The 13,618-nt window shown below is 65.3% G+C and carries 11 protein-coding genes and 4 tRNA genes; 14 read left to right on the top strand and 1 reads right to left on the bottom strand.

The window, feature by feature from the left end:
- Positions 1 to 195 precede the first annotated feature (195 nt).
- The 14 genes from VL129_RS02895 to VL129_RS02960 all read left to right on the top strand — a co-directional run bounded on the left by VL129_RS02895 (position 196) and on the right by VL129_RS02960 (position 13,113).
- Positions 196 to 936, top strand: coding sequence for a DUF2931 family protein (locus VL129_RS02895; protein ID WP_325409880.1), 741 nt, complete (start codon positions 196 to 198; stop codon positions 934 to 936).
- Between the two features lie 269 nt (positions 937 to 1,205).
- Positions 1,206 to 3,161, top strand: coding sequence for an acetate--CoA ligase (acs, locus tag VL129_RS02900; protein WP_325409882.1), 1,956 nt, complete (start codon positions 1,206 to 1,208; stop codon positions 3,159 to 3,161).
- A gap of 142 nt (positions 3,162 to 3,303) precedes the next feature.
- Positions 3,304 to 4,278, top strand: coding sequence for a GlxA family transcriptional regulator (locus tag VL129_RS02905; protein WP_325409884.1), 975 nt, complete (start codon positions 3,304 to 3,306; stop codon positions 4,276 to 4,278).
- Between the two features lie 136 nt (positions 4,279 to 4,414).
- The gene (locus VL129_RS02910; protein ID WP_325409886.1) at positions 4,415 to 5,638 is read left to right on the top strand and encodes an aspartate aminotransferase family protein; all 1,224 of its coding nucleotides are present in this window, start codon (positions 4,415 to 4,417) and stop codon (positions 5,636 to 5,638) included.
- Positions 5,639 to 5,660: 22 nt separating this feature from the next.
- Positions 5,661 to 6,683 (top strand): arginine/ornithine succinyltransferase subunit alpha, encoded by a 1,023-nt coding sequence (aruF, locus tag VL129_RS02915; protein WP_325409888.1) that lies wholly within the window; start codon positions 5,661 to 5,663, stop codon positions 6,681 to 6,683.
- 37 nt (positions 6,684 to 6,720) lie between these two features.
- Positions 6,721 to 7,746 (top strand): arginine N-succinyltransferase, encoded by a 1,026-nt coding sequence (gene astA / locus VL129_RS02920; RefSeq protein ID WP_325409890.1) that lies wholly within the window; start codon positions 6,721 to 6,723, stop codon positions 7,744 to 7,746.
- 75 nt (positions 7,747 to 7,821) lie between these two features.
- Positions 7,822 to 8,109 (top strand): topoisomerase II, encoded by a 288-nt coding sequence (locus VL129_RS02925; protein ID WP_325409892.1) that lies wholly within the window; start codon positions 7,822 to 7,824, stop codon positions 8,107 to 8,109.
- A 135-nt stretch (positions 8,110 to 8,244) separates the two neighbouring features.
- On the top strand, positions 8,245 to 10,869 hold the full coding sequence (gene alaS, locus VL129_RS02930; RefSeq protein ID WP_325409894.1) for an alanine--tRNA ligase: 2,625 nt from the start codon (positions 8,245 to 8,247) through the stop codon (positions 10,867 to 10,869).
- A 99-nt stretch (positions 10,870 to 10,968) separates the two neighbouring features.
- Positions 10,969 to 12,213 carry an aspartate kinase gene (locus VL129_RS02935; RefSeq protein ID WP_325409896.1) on the top strand — a complete coding sequence of 415 codons (1,245 nt, stop codon included), beginning with the start codon at positions 10,969 to 10,971 and terminating at the stop codon, positions 12,211 to 12,213.
- A gap of 166 nt (positions 12,214 to 12,379) precedes the next feature.
- A complete protein-coding gene (gene csrA / locus VL129_RS02940; protein WP_003283978.1) occupies positions 12,380 to 12,565 on the top strand; it encodes a carbon storage regulator CsrA in 186 nt (61 codons plus the stop codon).
- A gap of 71 nt (positions 12,566 to 12,636) precedes the next feature.
- Positions 12,637 to 12,727: transfer RNA gene (locus VL129_RS02945), tRNA-Ser, on the top strand.
- Positions 12,728 to 12,732: 5 nt separating this feature from the next.
- Positions 12,733 to 12,809: transfer RNA gene (locus VL129_RS02950), tRNA-Arg, on the top strand.
- Positions 12,810 to 12,885: 76 nt separating this feature from the next.
- Positions 12,886 to 12,962: transfer RNA gene (locus tag VL129_RS02955), tRNA-Arg, on the top strand.
- Between the two features lie 74 nt (positions 12,963 to 13,036).
- Positions 13,037 to 13,113, top strand: a tRNA-Arg gene (locus tag VL129_RS02960).
- 38 nt (positions 13,114 to 13,151) lie between these two features.
- Here the strand turns inward: VL129_RS02960 and VL129_RS02965 are convergent.
- The gene (locus VL129_RS02965; protein ID WP_325409914.1) at positions 13,152 to 13,610 is read right to left on the bottom strand and encodes a DUF4124 domain-containing protein; all 459 of its coding nucleotides are present in this window, start codon (positions 13,608 to 13,610) and stop codon (positions 13,152 to 13,154) included.
- Positions 13,611 to 13,618 lie beyond the last annotated feature (8 nt).

Raw genomic sequence — 13,618 nt, forward strand, 5'->3', positions numbered from 1 at the left:
TTCCCTATGGCTCCTGGTAAGCGTCTGCTGGGCTGTTTGCTGCTGGTTCTGTCCCTGGCAGCCAACGCCGCCAGCGATATCGACCCCGCCGGCCGCTACGTGCTCAATGGCGTGCGAGAAATGGACTCGGCGCTGCTTATCTGAAGCGACGGCACGTTTGCGGCCAGCCTGGCCTACGGCAATATCGAGGGGCGAGTGCAGGGCCGCTGGCAGCGGCAGGGCGAGACCCTTATCTTGCAGGGCGCTCAGGGCCATCCCGAAATCGCCGAGTTGATTAATGACACCCGCCTGACCCTCGATGGCGCCTGCCTGCTGCGCGACATGGGTGAGTACCAGGCCTGCTACCTACGTCAGCCTGAACTGCCCTTTGATGACTGGTACCTGGGCTACTTCGCGCCCGACTATATGGATGTCTGGATAGAAACTACAGATGTCACCGATGTGCGTGGAATCACTTCCCGAGGCGCTGTAACGGGCCTTGCTTCCATCCGACAGCCCGAAAACGGTTCGGGTAAGCCGGCGGGATGGCCAAAGTCCCTTGGTTTTGGCGCGGGGCGTCATCTCAGCCAACTGGATCTGCCTGAGCGTATCCATATCCGCTGGCAATCGCTGGTTGAGCCTCAAACCTACCGCGTCACCCTTAGTATTCCCGCCGAAGCACGCGAGCTGATGCTGAAGCCGGAAAGGGTCGAATGTCCGATATCGGGTTGGGGTGTCCGTTACCGCAACGCCATCACCATCGGCCTGGCGCCTGGTGGCATCGTCAAGCTCTGGGTGAACGGCGCCTGCTTCCCAGCCACTGAAATCCTCCGCGCCCAAGCCGAAATCGAACCGCTGGGGCCGTATGGAGGGCGTTCAGGAGGCAAGCACCGACCGTTGGAGCCCGCCGCCAAGGCCTATATCGAAAAGCACGGCATTCCCTATGGCTCCTGGTAAGCGCCTGCTGGGCTGTTTGCTGCTGGTTCTGTCCATGGCAGCCAGCGCCGCCAACGACCCTGCAGGCTGCTACGTGCTCAATGGTGTGCGGGAAATGGACAGAATGTGATGAACATGGGAGTGGGGTGCCTGCCAGCTAAAGCGCCGCTGTCGGCCCCGTCACGTTTCGGGGTCTATGCTCCTTGGCGAATCCGCTTCCTTTCCGCAGCCGAGTCCGGGATCTATCGGCCGCGCGATCGCCATCACCACGACGAAGAAGAGGAACCGCCATGGCCGCCGCGTCCCTTTACCCGGTCACCCCCGAGCAGGCCGCCCGCACCCTGACCGACGAGGCCACCTACAAGGCCCTGTACCAACAGTCGGTGATCAACCCCGACGGCTTCTGGCGCGAGCAGGCCCAGCGCCTGGACTGGATCCGCCCGTTCACCCACGTCAAGCAGACCTCCTTCGACGACCACCACGTGGACATCAAGTGGTTCGCCGACGGCACCCTGAATGTCTCCGCCAACTGCCTGGACCGCCACCTGGCCGAGCAGGGCGACCGGGTGGCGATCATCTGGGAGGGCGACGAGCCCGGCGACGTCCGTCACATCACCTACCGCGAGCTGTACGAGGAGGTGAACCGCTTTGCCAATGCCCTGCGCGGCCAGGATGTGCATCGCGGCGACCTGGTGACCATTTACATGCCGATGATTCCCGAGGCGGCGGTGGCCATGCTGGCCTGCGCGCGCATCGGCGCGGTGCATTCGGTGGTGTTCGGTGGCTTCTCGCCCGAGGCGCTGGCCGGGCGCATCATCGATTGCCGCTCCAAGGTGGTGATCACCGCCGACGAGGCGCTGCGCGGCGGCCGCCATCTGCCGCTGAAGACCAATGTCGACGAGGCGCTGACCCATCCGGAAACCGACAGCGTGCGCAAGGTGATCGTGGTACGGCGCACCGGTGGGAAGATTCCCTGGCACGCCCATCGCGACGTCTGGTACGAGGACCTGATGAAGGTGGCTGGCGATTACTGCGAGCCCAAGGAGATGTCCGCCGAGGATCCGCTGTTCGTGCTCTACACCTCCGGCTCCACCGGCAAGCCCAAGGGCGTGCTGCACACCAGCGGCGGCTACCTGCTGTTCGCGGCGCTGACCCACGAGCGGGTGTTCGACTACCGACCCGGCGAAATCTACTGGTGCACCGCCGACATCGGCTGGGTCACCGGGCACAGCTACATCATCTACGGGCCGCTGGCCAACGCCGCCACCACGCTGATGTACGAGGGCGTGCCCAACTACCCGGATGTCACCCGCGTGGCCGGGATCATCGACCGGCACAAGGTCAACATCCTCTACACGGCGCCCACCGCGATCCGCGCGCTGATGGCCCAGGGCCGGGCGGTGATGGAGGGCGCCGACGGTTCCAGCCTGCGCCTGCTCGGCTCGGTGGGCGAGCCGATCAACCCGGAGGCCTGGCACTGGTACTACGAAACCGTCGGCCGCTCGCGCTGCCCGATCGTCGACACCTGGTGGCAGACCGAGACCGGCGGCATTCTCATCACCCCGCTGCCGGGCGCCACGGCGCTGAAGCCCGGTTCGGCGACCCGGCCGTTCTTCGGCGTGGTGCCGGGTATCGTCGACAACCAGGGCAACCTGCTGGAAGGGCCGGCCGAGGGCAACCTGGTGATCCTCGATTCCTGGCCCGGCCAGATGCGCACGATCTTCGGCGACCACGACCGCTTCGTGGACACCTACTTCAAGACCTACAAGGGCATGTACTTCACCGGCGATGGCGCGCGCCGCGACGAGGATGGCTACTACTGGATCACCGGCCGGGTGGACGATGTGCTGAACGTGTCCGGCCACCGCCTGGGCACCGCCGAGATCGAAAGCGCGCTGGTGGCGCACCCCAAGGTGGCCGAGGCGGCGGCGGTTGGCGTGCCCCATGACATCAAGGGCCAGGGGATTTACGTCTATGTCACCCTGATGGCCGGAGTGGACAGTTCCGACGCGCTGCAGGAGGAGCTGCGCCAGTGGGTGCGTCACGAGATCGGGCCGATCGCCGTGCCGGACGTGATCCAGTGGGCGCCCGGGCTGCCGAAGACCCGCTCGGGCAAGATCATGCGCCGCATCCTGCGCAAGATCGCCACCGGTGACTACGACAGTCTGGGCGACACCTCGACCCTGGCCGACCCCTCGGTGGTGCGGCAACTGGTGGACCGCCATCGGGAGCTGCGAGCGGGCTGAGTGGCCCGCCGCGCGGCGACAGCCACGCCAGGTGTGTCGTGCGGTTACGAAAGCCGCGAGACTTCCTGTGCGTGGCGGCCTAGAATGCGCACTTTTCCTCCGGGCCACAGGATGCGTCCGTACTGGACACCAGCCAGCCGCAATGACTGTCCCCACCATTGGTTTTCTTGTCTGGCCCGGCACCCGGGCTATCACGCTGGCCCTGGCCGACGAAGCCCTGCGCGTGGCGCGGCGCATCCATCCCGAGGCGGCCTACGACCTGCAGTTCTTCAAGGTTGAGGACGAGGAGGGCGGCGACGCCTCCTGGCGCCTGCCCGGCGGCCTGTGGGACGAGCGCCTGGAAGGCATGAGCCGGCTGTTCCTGCTGGCCGACGAACCGCCGCAGAGCATCGCGCCGCCCTTGGCTGCGGCCCTGCGCCAGCTGGCCCGGCAGGGTTGCACGCTGGTCGGCCTGTCCGCCGGGGTCTACCCGCTGGCCATGCTGGGCCTGCTGGATGGCTACCGCAGCGCGGTGCACTGGCGCTGGCAGGACGACTTCACCGAACGCTTTCCCAAGGCCATCGTCACCAGCCACCTGTTCGAATGGGACCGTGACCGGCTGAGCGCCTGTGGCGGCCTGGCGGTGCTCGACCTGCTGCTGGCCATGCTCGGTCGCGATCACGGTGCGGAACTGGCCGGCGCGGTCAGCGAGGAACTGGTGGTCGAGCGCATCCGCGAGGGCAACGAGCGCCAGCGCGTGCCGCTGCAGAACCGCATCGGCGCCAGCCATCCCAAGCTGACCCAGGCGGTGATGCTGATGGAGGCCAACATCGAGGAGCCGCTGACCACCGACGAGATCGCCCAACACGTCTGCGTGTCGCGCCGTCAGCTGGAGCGGATCTTCAAGCAGTACCTGAACCGGGTGCCCAGCCAGTACTACCTGGAGCTGCGCCTGAACAAGGCCCGGCAGATGCTCATGCAGACCAGCAAGTCGATCATCCAGATCGGGCTGTCCTGCGGTTTCTCCTCGGGTCCGCACTTTTCCAGCGCCTATCGCAACTTCTTCGGCACCACCCCGCGCGAGGACCGCAACCAGCACCGCAGCGGCGGGGGCCAGGAGACGACCACGACGGCCTAGAACCACCGAGAAAAATGCCGCGGCAGGCTTTCCCCCGCTGCCACAGTGTATAAACTGCGCTTCCCGGGCCGTTCGGCCCGTCGAGCACATGCTTCCACTCCCTTTCAGATGGCCAGACATGGCAGGAGATGCTCCGATGTCCGCTAAGCCCGCGCCGATTCAGCGCGCCGATTTCGATCAGTTCATGGTTCCCAACTACGCCCCCGCGCCCTTCATTCCGGTGCGCGGCCTGGGCTCGCGAGTCTGGGATCAGAGCGGTCGAGAACTGGTGGACTTCGCCGGCGGCATCGCGGTCAACGCCCTGGGTCACTGCCATCCGCGGCTGGTGGAGGCGCTGACCGAGCAGGCCAACAAGCTCTGGCACATCTCCAACGTGTTCACCAACGAGCCGACCCTGCGGCTGGCCAAGCGCCTGGTGGACGCGACCTTTGCCGAGCGCGTGTTCTTCTGCAACTCCGGCGCCGAAGCCAACGAGGCGGCCTTCAAGCTGGCCCGTCGCGTGGCCCACGACCGTTTCAGCGAGGACAAGCACGAGATCATCTCGGCCTACAACAGCTTCCACGGCCGGACCTTCTTCACCGTGAGCGTGGCCGGGCAGACCAAGTATTCCGACGGCTTCGGGCCCAAGCCGCAGGGCATCACCCATGTGACCTACAACGACCTGGCCGCGCTGGAAGCGGTCATCTCCGACCGCACCTGCGCGGTGGTGCTCGAGCCGATCCAGGGCGAGAGCGGCATTCGCCCGGCCGACCAGGCCTACCTGGAAGGCGTGCGCGCGCTGTGCGACAAGCACAACGCGCTGCTGATCTTCGACGAGGTGCAGACCGGTGTCGGTCGGACCGGCGATCTGTATGCCTACATGCATCACGGCGTGGTGCCGGACATCCTGACCAGTGCCAAGGGCATCGGCGGCGGTTTCCCGATCGCGGCGATGCTGACCACCAGCGCGCTGGCCGCGCATTTCTCGGTGGGCGTGCATGGCACCACCTATGGCGGCAACCCGCTGGGTTGCGCGGTGGCCGACGCCCTGATCGAAGTCGTCAACACCCCCGAGGTGCTGAACGGCGTGAAGGCGCGCCACGAGATCTTCAGGGCGCGTCTGCAGCGCCTCGGCGAGCAGTACGGCCTCTTCTCCGAGGTCCGTGGTCGCGGCCTGCTGATCGGTGCGCAGCTGAGCGAGCCGTGGCTGGGCAAGGCCGGCCAGGTGCTGGCGGCCGCCGAGAAGGAAGCGCTGATGGTGCTGCAGGCCGGTCCGGACGTGGTGCGTTTCGCGCCCAGCCTGGTGATCGACGAGGCGGATATCGACGAGGGTCTGCAGCGCTTCGAGCGCGCCGTGGCCCGCCTGGTCGCCCAGGGCTGAGTACGGGCGGAGGACTTTGAGCATGCTGGTGATGCGTCCCGCGCAACTTTCCGACCTGGCCGAAGTACAGCGCCTGGCCGCGATCAGCCCGGTGGGTGTCACCTCGCTGCCGGACTCCGCCGATCGCCTGCGCGAGAAGATCCTCGCCTCGGAGGCCTCGTTCGCCGCCGAGGTGGCGTTCAACGGCGAAGAAACCTATTTCTTCGTGCTGGAGGATACCGAGCGGAGCGGACTGGTCGGCTGCTCCGGGCTGGTGGCCTCGGCCGGCTATACGGAACCCTTCTACAGCTTTCGCAACGAGACGTTCGTGCATGTCTCGCGTGAGCTGAACATCCACAACAAGACCCACGCCCTGTCGCTGTGCCATGACCTGACCGGCAACAGCCTGCTCGACAGCTTCTTCGTCGAGGCCGACAAGGCGGCTCCGCCGGCCGACGAGCTGATCTCCCGGGGTCGCCTGCTGTTCGTCGCCGATCATCCGGAGCGCTTCGCCGACTCGATGGTGGTCGACATCCTCGGCATCAGCGACGCCCAGGGCGATTCGCCGTTCTGGGATGGCGTGGGCCGCCACTTCTTCGGCATGAGCTACGCCGAGGCCGAGCACCTGTCCGGCGTGAAGAGCCGCAGCTTCCTGGCCGAGCTGATGCCCCATTACCCCATTTACGTGCCACTGCTGTCCGACGAGGCCCAGGAGGCGATGGGCGAGGTCAATCCCGACGCCCAGGCCTCCTTCGACATCCTCACCCGCGAAGGCTTCGAGACCGAGCATTACATCGACATCTTCGACGGCGGCCCGACCCTGCATGCGCGCACTTCGGCGATTCGCTCCATCGTGCACAGCCAGCAACTGGCGGTGCAGCTGAACGACGCGCCGGCGGCGCAGGGTGGTCGCACCTGGCTGATCGCCAACGGCCTGCTGCAGGACTTCCGCGCGCTGCTGGTCGAGCTGGACTGGGAGCCGGGGCTGCCGCTGTGCCTCGACCGCGCCACCGCCGAGGCGCTGGGCGTCGGCGAAGGCGCCAGCGTGCGGCTGGTGGCGTTATGAACATGGCCCTGAAATTCGTCGGGCTGGCGGAGGAAGCATGATCGTTCGTCCCGTGCGCAACACGGACCTGTCCGCTCTGATTGAGCTGACGCGCAACGCCGGCTCAGGCCTGACCTCGCTGCCGGCCAGCGAGGAGCGCATGGCACAGCGGGTGCGCTGGGCCGAACTGAGCTTTCGCGGCGAGGCCGAGCGGGCCGACGCCGATTACCTGTTCGTGCTGGAAAGCGACGACGGCAAGGTGGTGGGCATCTCCGCCATGACCGGCGCGGTCGGGCTGCGCCAGCCCTGGTACAACTACCGCCTGGGACTGATGGTCTGCGCCTCGCTGGAACCGCGTATCCACCGCGAGATTCCCACCCTGTTCCTGGCCAACGACCTGACCGGCAGCACCGAGATGTGCTCGCTGTTCCTGCACGCCGATTACCGTCGCGGCCTGCTGGGCCGTCTGCTGTCCCGCGCGCGCCTGCTGTTCCTGGCCGAGTTCCGTACGCTGTTTGCCGACCGGGTGATCGCCGAGATGCGGGGCATTTCCGACGCGCAGGGGCGTTCGCCGTTCTGGGACAGCCTCGGCCGGCACTTCTTCAAGATGGACTTCAACCGCGCCGATTACCTGACCGGCGTCGGCGACAAGGCGTTCATTGCCCAGCTGATGCCCAAGTTTCCGCTGTACACCTGTTTCCTCACCGAGGAGGCGCGCGCGGTGCTCGGTCAGGTGCACGCCGAGAGCGAGCCGGCGCTGACCATGCTCAAGAGCGAAGGCTTCCGCTACCAGGGCTACGTGGACATCTTCGATGGTGGCCCGGCGCTGGAGTGCGAGACCGATCGCATCCGTGCGGTGCGTGACAGCCGACTGGCGGTGCTGGCGGTGGGTACGCCGGGCGACGATGCCGTGGATTACCTGATTCACAACCGCAAGCGCGAGGACTGCCGCGTGACGGTCGGTCCGGCCCGCATGGCCGCCGGTTCGCTGGTGGTCGATCCGCAGACCGCCGCGCGCTTGCAGTTGCAGCCCGGCGCCCAGGTGCGTGCCGTGCCGTTGCGCCCGCAGGCCGTGCCTTTGTAAGTCCATACGTTTGTTCCGATGCCCGAAGCGTGCCGAGCCGCCTTCGGGCTTTTCTTTTTCCCGAGGAGTCCGGTCATGAGCCAATCCCTGCAATTGATCCTTGAAGATGCCGATGGCAAGCAGCAATCGACCGCCTGCGAGCGCTTCGCGGTGCTCTGGCAGGGTCGCGAAGTGTGGATCCAGCAGGATGGCAGCGGCCAGCTGCTGATCGGCGTGGATACCGAGGAAGGCGACAGCGAGTACGCCAATCTGGTGCTGCGTCCGCTGGCCAGCAATCTGGTGGGCATCCAGCTGGAAATGGAGCCGATGGGCGATGACGAAGACGGCCATGTACATGGCCCCGACTGCGGTCACGATCATTAACGATTTCAGCGGCTGCGATAGCCCTTGCCAATCGCATAAACCCCTGCAGGGCGTGGTCCGGGCCTATATAATGCCGCCCTTTGCCGTCAGTCCCGTGGTGGCTGGCCGTTAGCCGTTTTTCCCTCGGATGAATCTATGAAAAGCGCAGAAATCCGTGAAGCCTTCCTGAGCTTCTTCGAAGAGAAGGGGCACACCCGTGTGGCCTCCAGTTCGCTGATTCCGGCGAACGACCCGACGCTGCTGTTCACCAACGCCGGCATGAACCAGTTCAAGGACTGCTTCCTCGGCCTGGAAAAGCGCGCCTACACCCGTGCCACCACTAGCCAGAAGTGCGTGCGTGCCGGCGGCAAGCACAACGACCTGGAGAACGTCGGCTACACCGCGCGCCACCACACCTTCTTCGAGATGCTGGGCAACTTCAGCTTCGGCGACTATTTCAAGCGCGATGCCATCCATTACGCCTGGGAATTCCTCACCGCCGAGAAGTGGCTGAACCTGCCCAAGGAAAAGCTCTGGGTCACCGTCTACGCCAGCGACGACGAAGCCTTCGACATTTGGACCAAGGAAGTCGGCGTGCCGGTCGAGCGCATGGTGCGCATCGGCGACAACAAAGGCGCTCCCTACGCTTCGGACAACTTCTGGGCGATGGGTGACACCGGCCCGTGCGGTCCGTGCACCGAGATCTTCTTCGACCACGGCGAGCACATCTGGGGCGGCCCGCCCGGTTCGCCGGAAGAAGACGGCGACCGCTACATCGAAATCTGGAACAACGTGTTCATGCAGTTCAACCGCACCGCGGACGGCGTGCTGCACCCGCTGCCGGCGCCGAGCGTGGACACCGGCATGGGCCTGGAACGCATCAGCGCCGTGCTGCAGCACGTCAACTCGAACTACGAGATCGACCTGTTCCAGCGCCTGCTCAACGCCGCCGCCCAGGCGATCGGTTGCGCCAACGAAGGCCAGGCCTCGCTCAAGGTGGTGGCCGACCACATCCGTTCCTGCGGCTTCCTGATCGCCGACGGCGTGACGCCGTCCAACGAAGGCCGTGGCTACGTGCTGCGCCGCATCATTCGTCGCGCCTGCCGTCACGGCAACAAGCTGGGCGCCAGGGGCACCTTCTTCCACAAGATCGTCGCCGCGCTGGCCAGCGAGATGGGCGAGGCCTATCCGGAGCTACGCCAGCAGCAGGCGCACATCGAACGCGTGCTGAAGAACGAGGAAGAACAGTTCGCCAAGACCCTGGAGCAGGGCCTGAAGATCCTCGAGCAGGATCTGGCCGAGCTGACCGGCAAGGTGATTCCGGGCGAAGTGGTGTTCAAGCTGTATGACACCTACGGCTTCCCGGTCGACCTGACCGCCGATATCGCCCGCGAGCGCGAGCTGAGCGTCGACGAGGCGGGCTTCGAGCGCGAGATGCAGGCCCAGCGCGAGCGCGCCCGCTCGGCCAGCGCCTTCGATCTGGATTACAACAGCCTGGTCAAGGTGGAAGGCGAAACCCGCTTCACCGGCTACCAGGGCACTTCCGGCACCGGCACCGTGCTGGCGCTGCTCAAGGAAGGCATGAATGTCGACAGCCTGAGCGCGGGTGAGGAAGGCGTGGTCGTCCTCGACCAGACGCCGTTCTACGCCGAGTCCGGCGGTCAGGCCGGTGACTGCGGCTACCTGAGCCTGGATGGTGTGCGCTTCGATGTGCGCGACACCCGCAAGGCCGGCGGCGCCTTCCTGCACCACGGCATCCTGGATGCCGGCAGCCTGAAGGTCGGCGACGCGGTCCAGGCCGTGGTCGACGCCTCGGTGCGCCAGGCCACTGCGCTGAACCACTCCGCCACCCACCTGCTGCACGCCGCGCTGCGTCAGATCCTCGGCGAGCACGTGAGCCAGAAGGGCTCGCTGGTGGACAGCCAGCGCCTGCGCTTCGACTTCAGCCACTTCGAGGCCATCAAGCCGGAGGAAATCCGCGCCCTCGAAGCCCTGGTGAACGACGAGATCCGCAAGAACAGCGTGGTCGACGTCGAGGAAACCGACATCGAGACCGCCAAGACCAAGGGCGCCATGGCGCTGTTCGGCGAGAAGTACGGCGATCAGGTGCGCGTGCTGACCATGGGCGGCGGTTTCTCCGTCGAGCTGTGCGGCGGTACCCACGTGTCGCGCACCGGCGACATCGGCCTGTTCAAGATCGTCAGCGAAGGTGGTGTGGCCGCCGGCGTGCGGCGTATCGAGGCGGTCACCGGCGAGCTGGCCCTGGCCTACCTCAACGGTGCCGAGGAGCAGCTCAAGGAAGCCGCGCAGCTGGTCAAGGGCAGCCGCGAGAACGTGCTCGACAAGCTGTCAGCCCTGCTGGAGCGCAACCGCCAGCTGGAGAAGGAGCTGGAGCAGCTCAAGGCCAAGGCGGCCAGCGCCGCCGGCGACGACCTGGCCGGCTCGGCCGTGGAGATCAAGGGCGCCAAGGTGCTCTCCGCGCGTCTCGACGGCCTGGACGGCAAGGCGCTGCTGGCGCTGGTCGATCAGTTGAAGAACAAGCTGGGCAGTGCCGTGGTGCTGCTCGGTGGCGTGCAGGATGACAAGGTGGTGCTGGTGGCCGGTGTCACCCAGGACCTGACCGGCAAGCTGAAGGCCGGTGACTTGATGAAACAGGCGGCCGCAGCCGTCGGCGGCAAGGGCGGTGGTCGCCCGGACATGGCGCAAGGCGGCGGCACCGATGCCGCGCAGCTGGATGCCGCGCTGGCGCTGGTTCGCGGTTTCGCTGAACAGGGGCTGTAACGACAGCCAACGGGGCAGACAGCGCGTCCGGTCTGTCCCGTTCTCAAGACCCCGCTGGGGTCAGATGGGCGCCCCCAGGGACTCAGATGGTTTGATGACATGGCTTTGATCGTACAAAAGTTTGGCGGCACCTCTGTCGGCAGCGTCGAGCGAATCCAGCAGGTGGCTGACAAGATCAAGAAATTCCGCGAGCAGGGCGACGATATCGTCGTGGTGGTGTCCGCCATGAGCGGCGAAACCAACCGCCTGATCGATCTGGCCAAGCAGATCACCGATGGTCGGCCGGTCCCTCGCGAGCTGGACGTAATGGTTTCCACCGGCGAGCAGGTGACCATTGCCCTGCTGGCCATGGCGCTGATCAAGCGCGACGTGCCGGCGATTTCCTACACCGGCAGCCAGGTGCGCATCCTCACCGATAGCGCCCACACCAAGGCGCGCATCCTGCAGATCGATGACCAGCGCCTGCGTGCCGACCTCAAGGCCGGGCGCGTGGTCGTGGTGGCCGGCTTCCAGGGCGTGGACGAGCACGGCAACATCACCACGCTGGGTCGTGGCGGTTCGGATACTACGGCGGTGGCGTTGGCCGCCGCGCTGAAGGCCGACGAATGCCAGATCTACACCGATGTGGACGGCGTCTACACCACCGACCCGCGCGTGGTGTCCCGCGCGCGCCGGCTGGAAAAGATCACCTTCGAGGAAATGCTGGAAATGGCCAGCCTCGGCTCCAAGGTGCTGCAGATCCGCTCGGTCGAGTTCGCCGGCAAGTACAACGTCCCGCTGCGCGTCCTGCACAGCTTCAAGGAGGGTCCGGGCACCCTCATTACCATCGATGATGAAGAGGAATCCATGGAACAGCCGATCATTTCCGGCATCGCTTTCAACCGCGACGAATCCAAGCTGACCATCCGCGGCGTGCCGGACACCCCCGGCGTGGCCTTCAAGATCCTCGGCCCGATCAGCGCGGCCAACATCGAAGTGGACATGATCGTGCAGAACGTGGCGCACGATAACACCACCGACTTCACCTTCACCGTCAACCATGTCGACTACGACAACGCCCTGCGCACGCTGGAGAAGACCGCCCAGGAAATCGGCGCCCGTGTCGTGCATGGCGACCCGAGCATCGCCAAGGTCTCCATCGTCGGTGTCGGTATGCGCTCCCACGCCGGTGTGGCCAGCCGCATGTTCGAAGCGCTGGCCAAGGAAGGGATCAACATCCAGATGATCTCCACCTCGGAAATCAAGGTTTCCGTGGTCATCGAGGAGAAGTATCTGGAGCTGGCGGTGCGCGCCCTGCATACCGCCTTCGAGCTGGATGCGCCGGTCAGCCAGGAAAAGAACTGAGTTTCACGGAAGGCGCGTGAATCGCGCCTTCCGTCTTTTTTGACCGGCCGGTCGGAACTGTCTTCGGCGGGCTGGTCAATATTTGGGCAATTGCACGCGTAGCGTGAATGAGGCCCCTTTTATTTTTTGCAGATTGAATCGAAACATCCATGTAAGGAGAAAAGGAATGCTGATTCTGACCCGTCGGGTAGGGGAAACCCTTATGGTGGGTGACGACGTCACCGTCACCGTTCTGGGCGTGAAGGGCAATCAGGTGCGCATTGGCGTCAACGCGCCGAAGGAAGTTGCCGTGCACCGTGAAGAAATCTACCAGCGCATCCAGAAAGAAAAGGACCAGGAACCAAGCCACTAATTTTTCTAAGTTTTTTCAAACTTGGGGCTTTGCAAGCGGGGTAAAGCTGTATATCATGCGCCCCGTGTTGCGGAGAGGTGGCCGAGTGGCCGAAGGCGCTCCCCTGCTAAGGGAGTACACCTCAAAAGGGTGTCGGGGGTTCGAATCCCCCCCTCTCCGCCATCTGCGGACTCATAGCTCAGCTGGATAGAGTACTCGGCTACGAACCGAGCGGTCGGAGGTTCGAATCCTCCTGAGTCCGCCATCTTTAACCGGATGGCCCCTGTGGCGATCAGGTATGCGGCAAGCCAGCGGTGATCTGGTTCATCAAGCACCGATACGGACTCATAGCTCAGCTGGATAGAGTACTCGGCTACGAACCGAGCGGTCGGAGGTTCGAATCCTCCTGAGTCCGCCATCTTCCACCCGATGGCCCTTGCGGTGATCAGGTGTGCGTCAAGCCAGCGGTGATCTGGTCGTCAAGCACCCCACGGACTCATAGCTCAGCTGGATAGAGTACTCGGCTACGAACCGAGCGGTCGGAGGTTCGAATCCTCCTGAGTCCGCCACATTGAAAAGCCCGCAGCGATGCGGGCTTTTTGCTTTTTCAGCTCCCCACCTTCACGCAGCCGTGCTCATCGAAGCGCACGGTGCGCAATCCGCCCTGCTTGTCGCGGTACTGATAACGCGTCTGGCCGTCGTGGCGGCTGATCTTCTCGGGCTTGCCGAGCGCACTTTCGATCTCGCTGCGGCTCATGCCGGCGCGGATCTCCCGGCGGATCTGCGCGGTGCGGCGCTCGCGTGGGTCCAGCAGGTCGCCGCAGGGCGATGTCTGCTCCTGGCCGCTCACCCGGCCCGCCACGCTTGTCGACTGCCGGGCGGCGGCGGGTGCTGGCAGGCCGTTTGCCGGCCCCAGGCGCAGCCTTTCGCCGTTCAGGCAGCTCTGGTCGGAAAAGCTCACGCGGCCCTGCTCATCAAGGCAGCGGTAATAGTCCGCGCCCTGGCTGGTCAGCGGCAGGCCGATCAACAGTAGCGCTCCCGTCATCACTGCATGCAATCCCTGCATGATTCCTG

This window comes from Pseudomonas sp. (assembly GCF_035497915.1).
Lineage (GTDB): Bacteria > Pseudomonadota > Gammaproteobacteria > Pseudomonadales > Pseudomonadaceae > Serpens.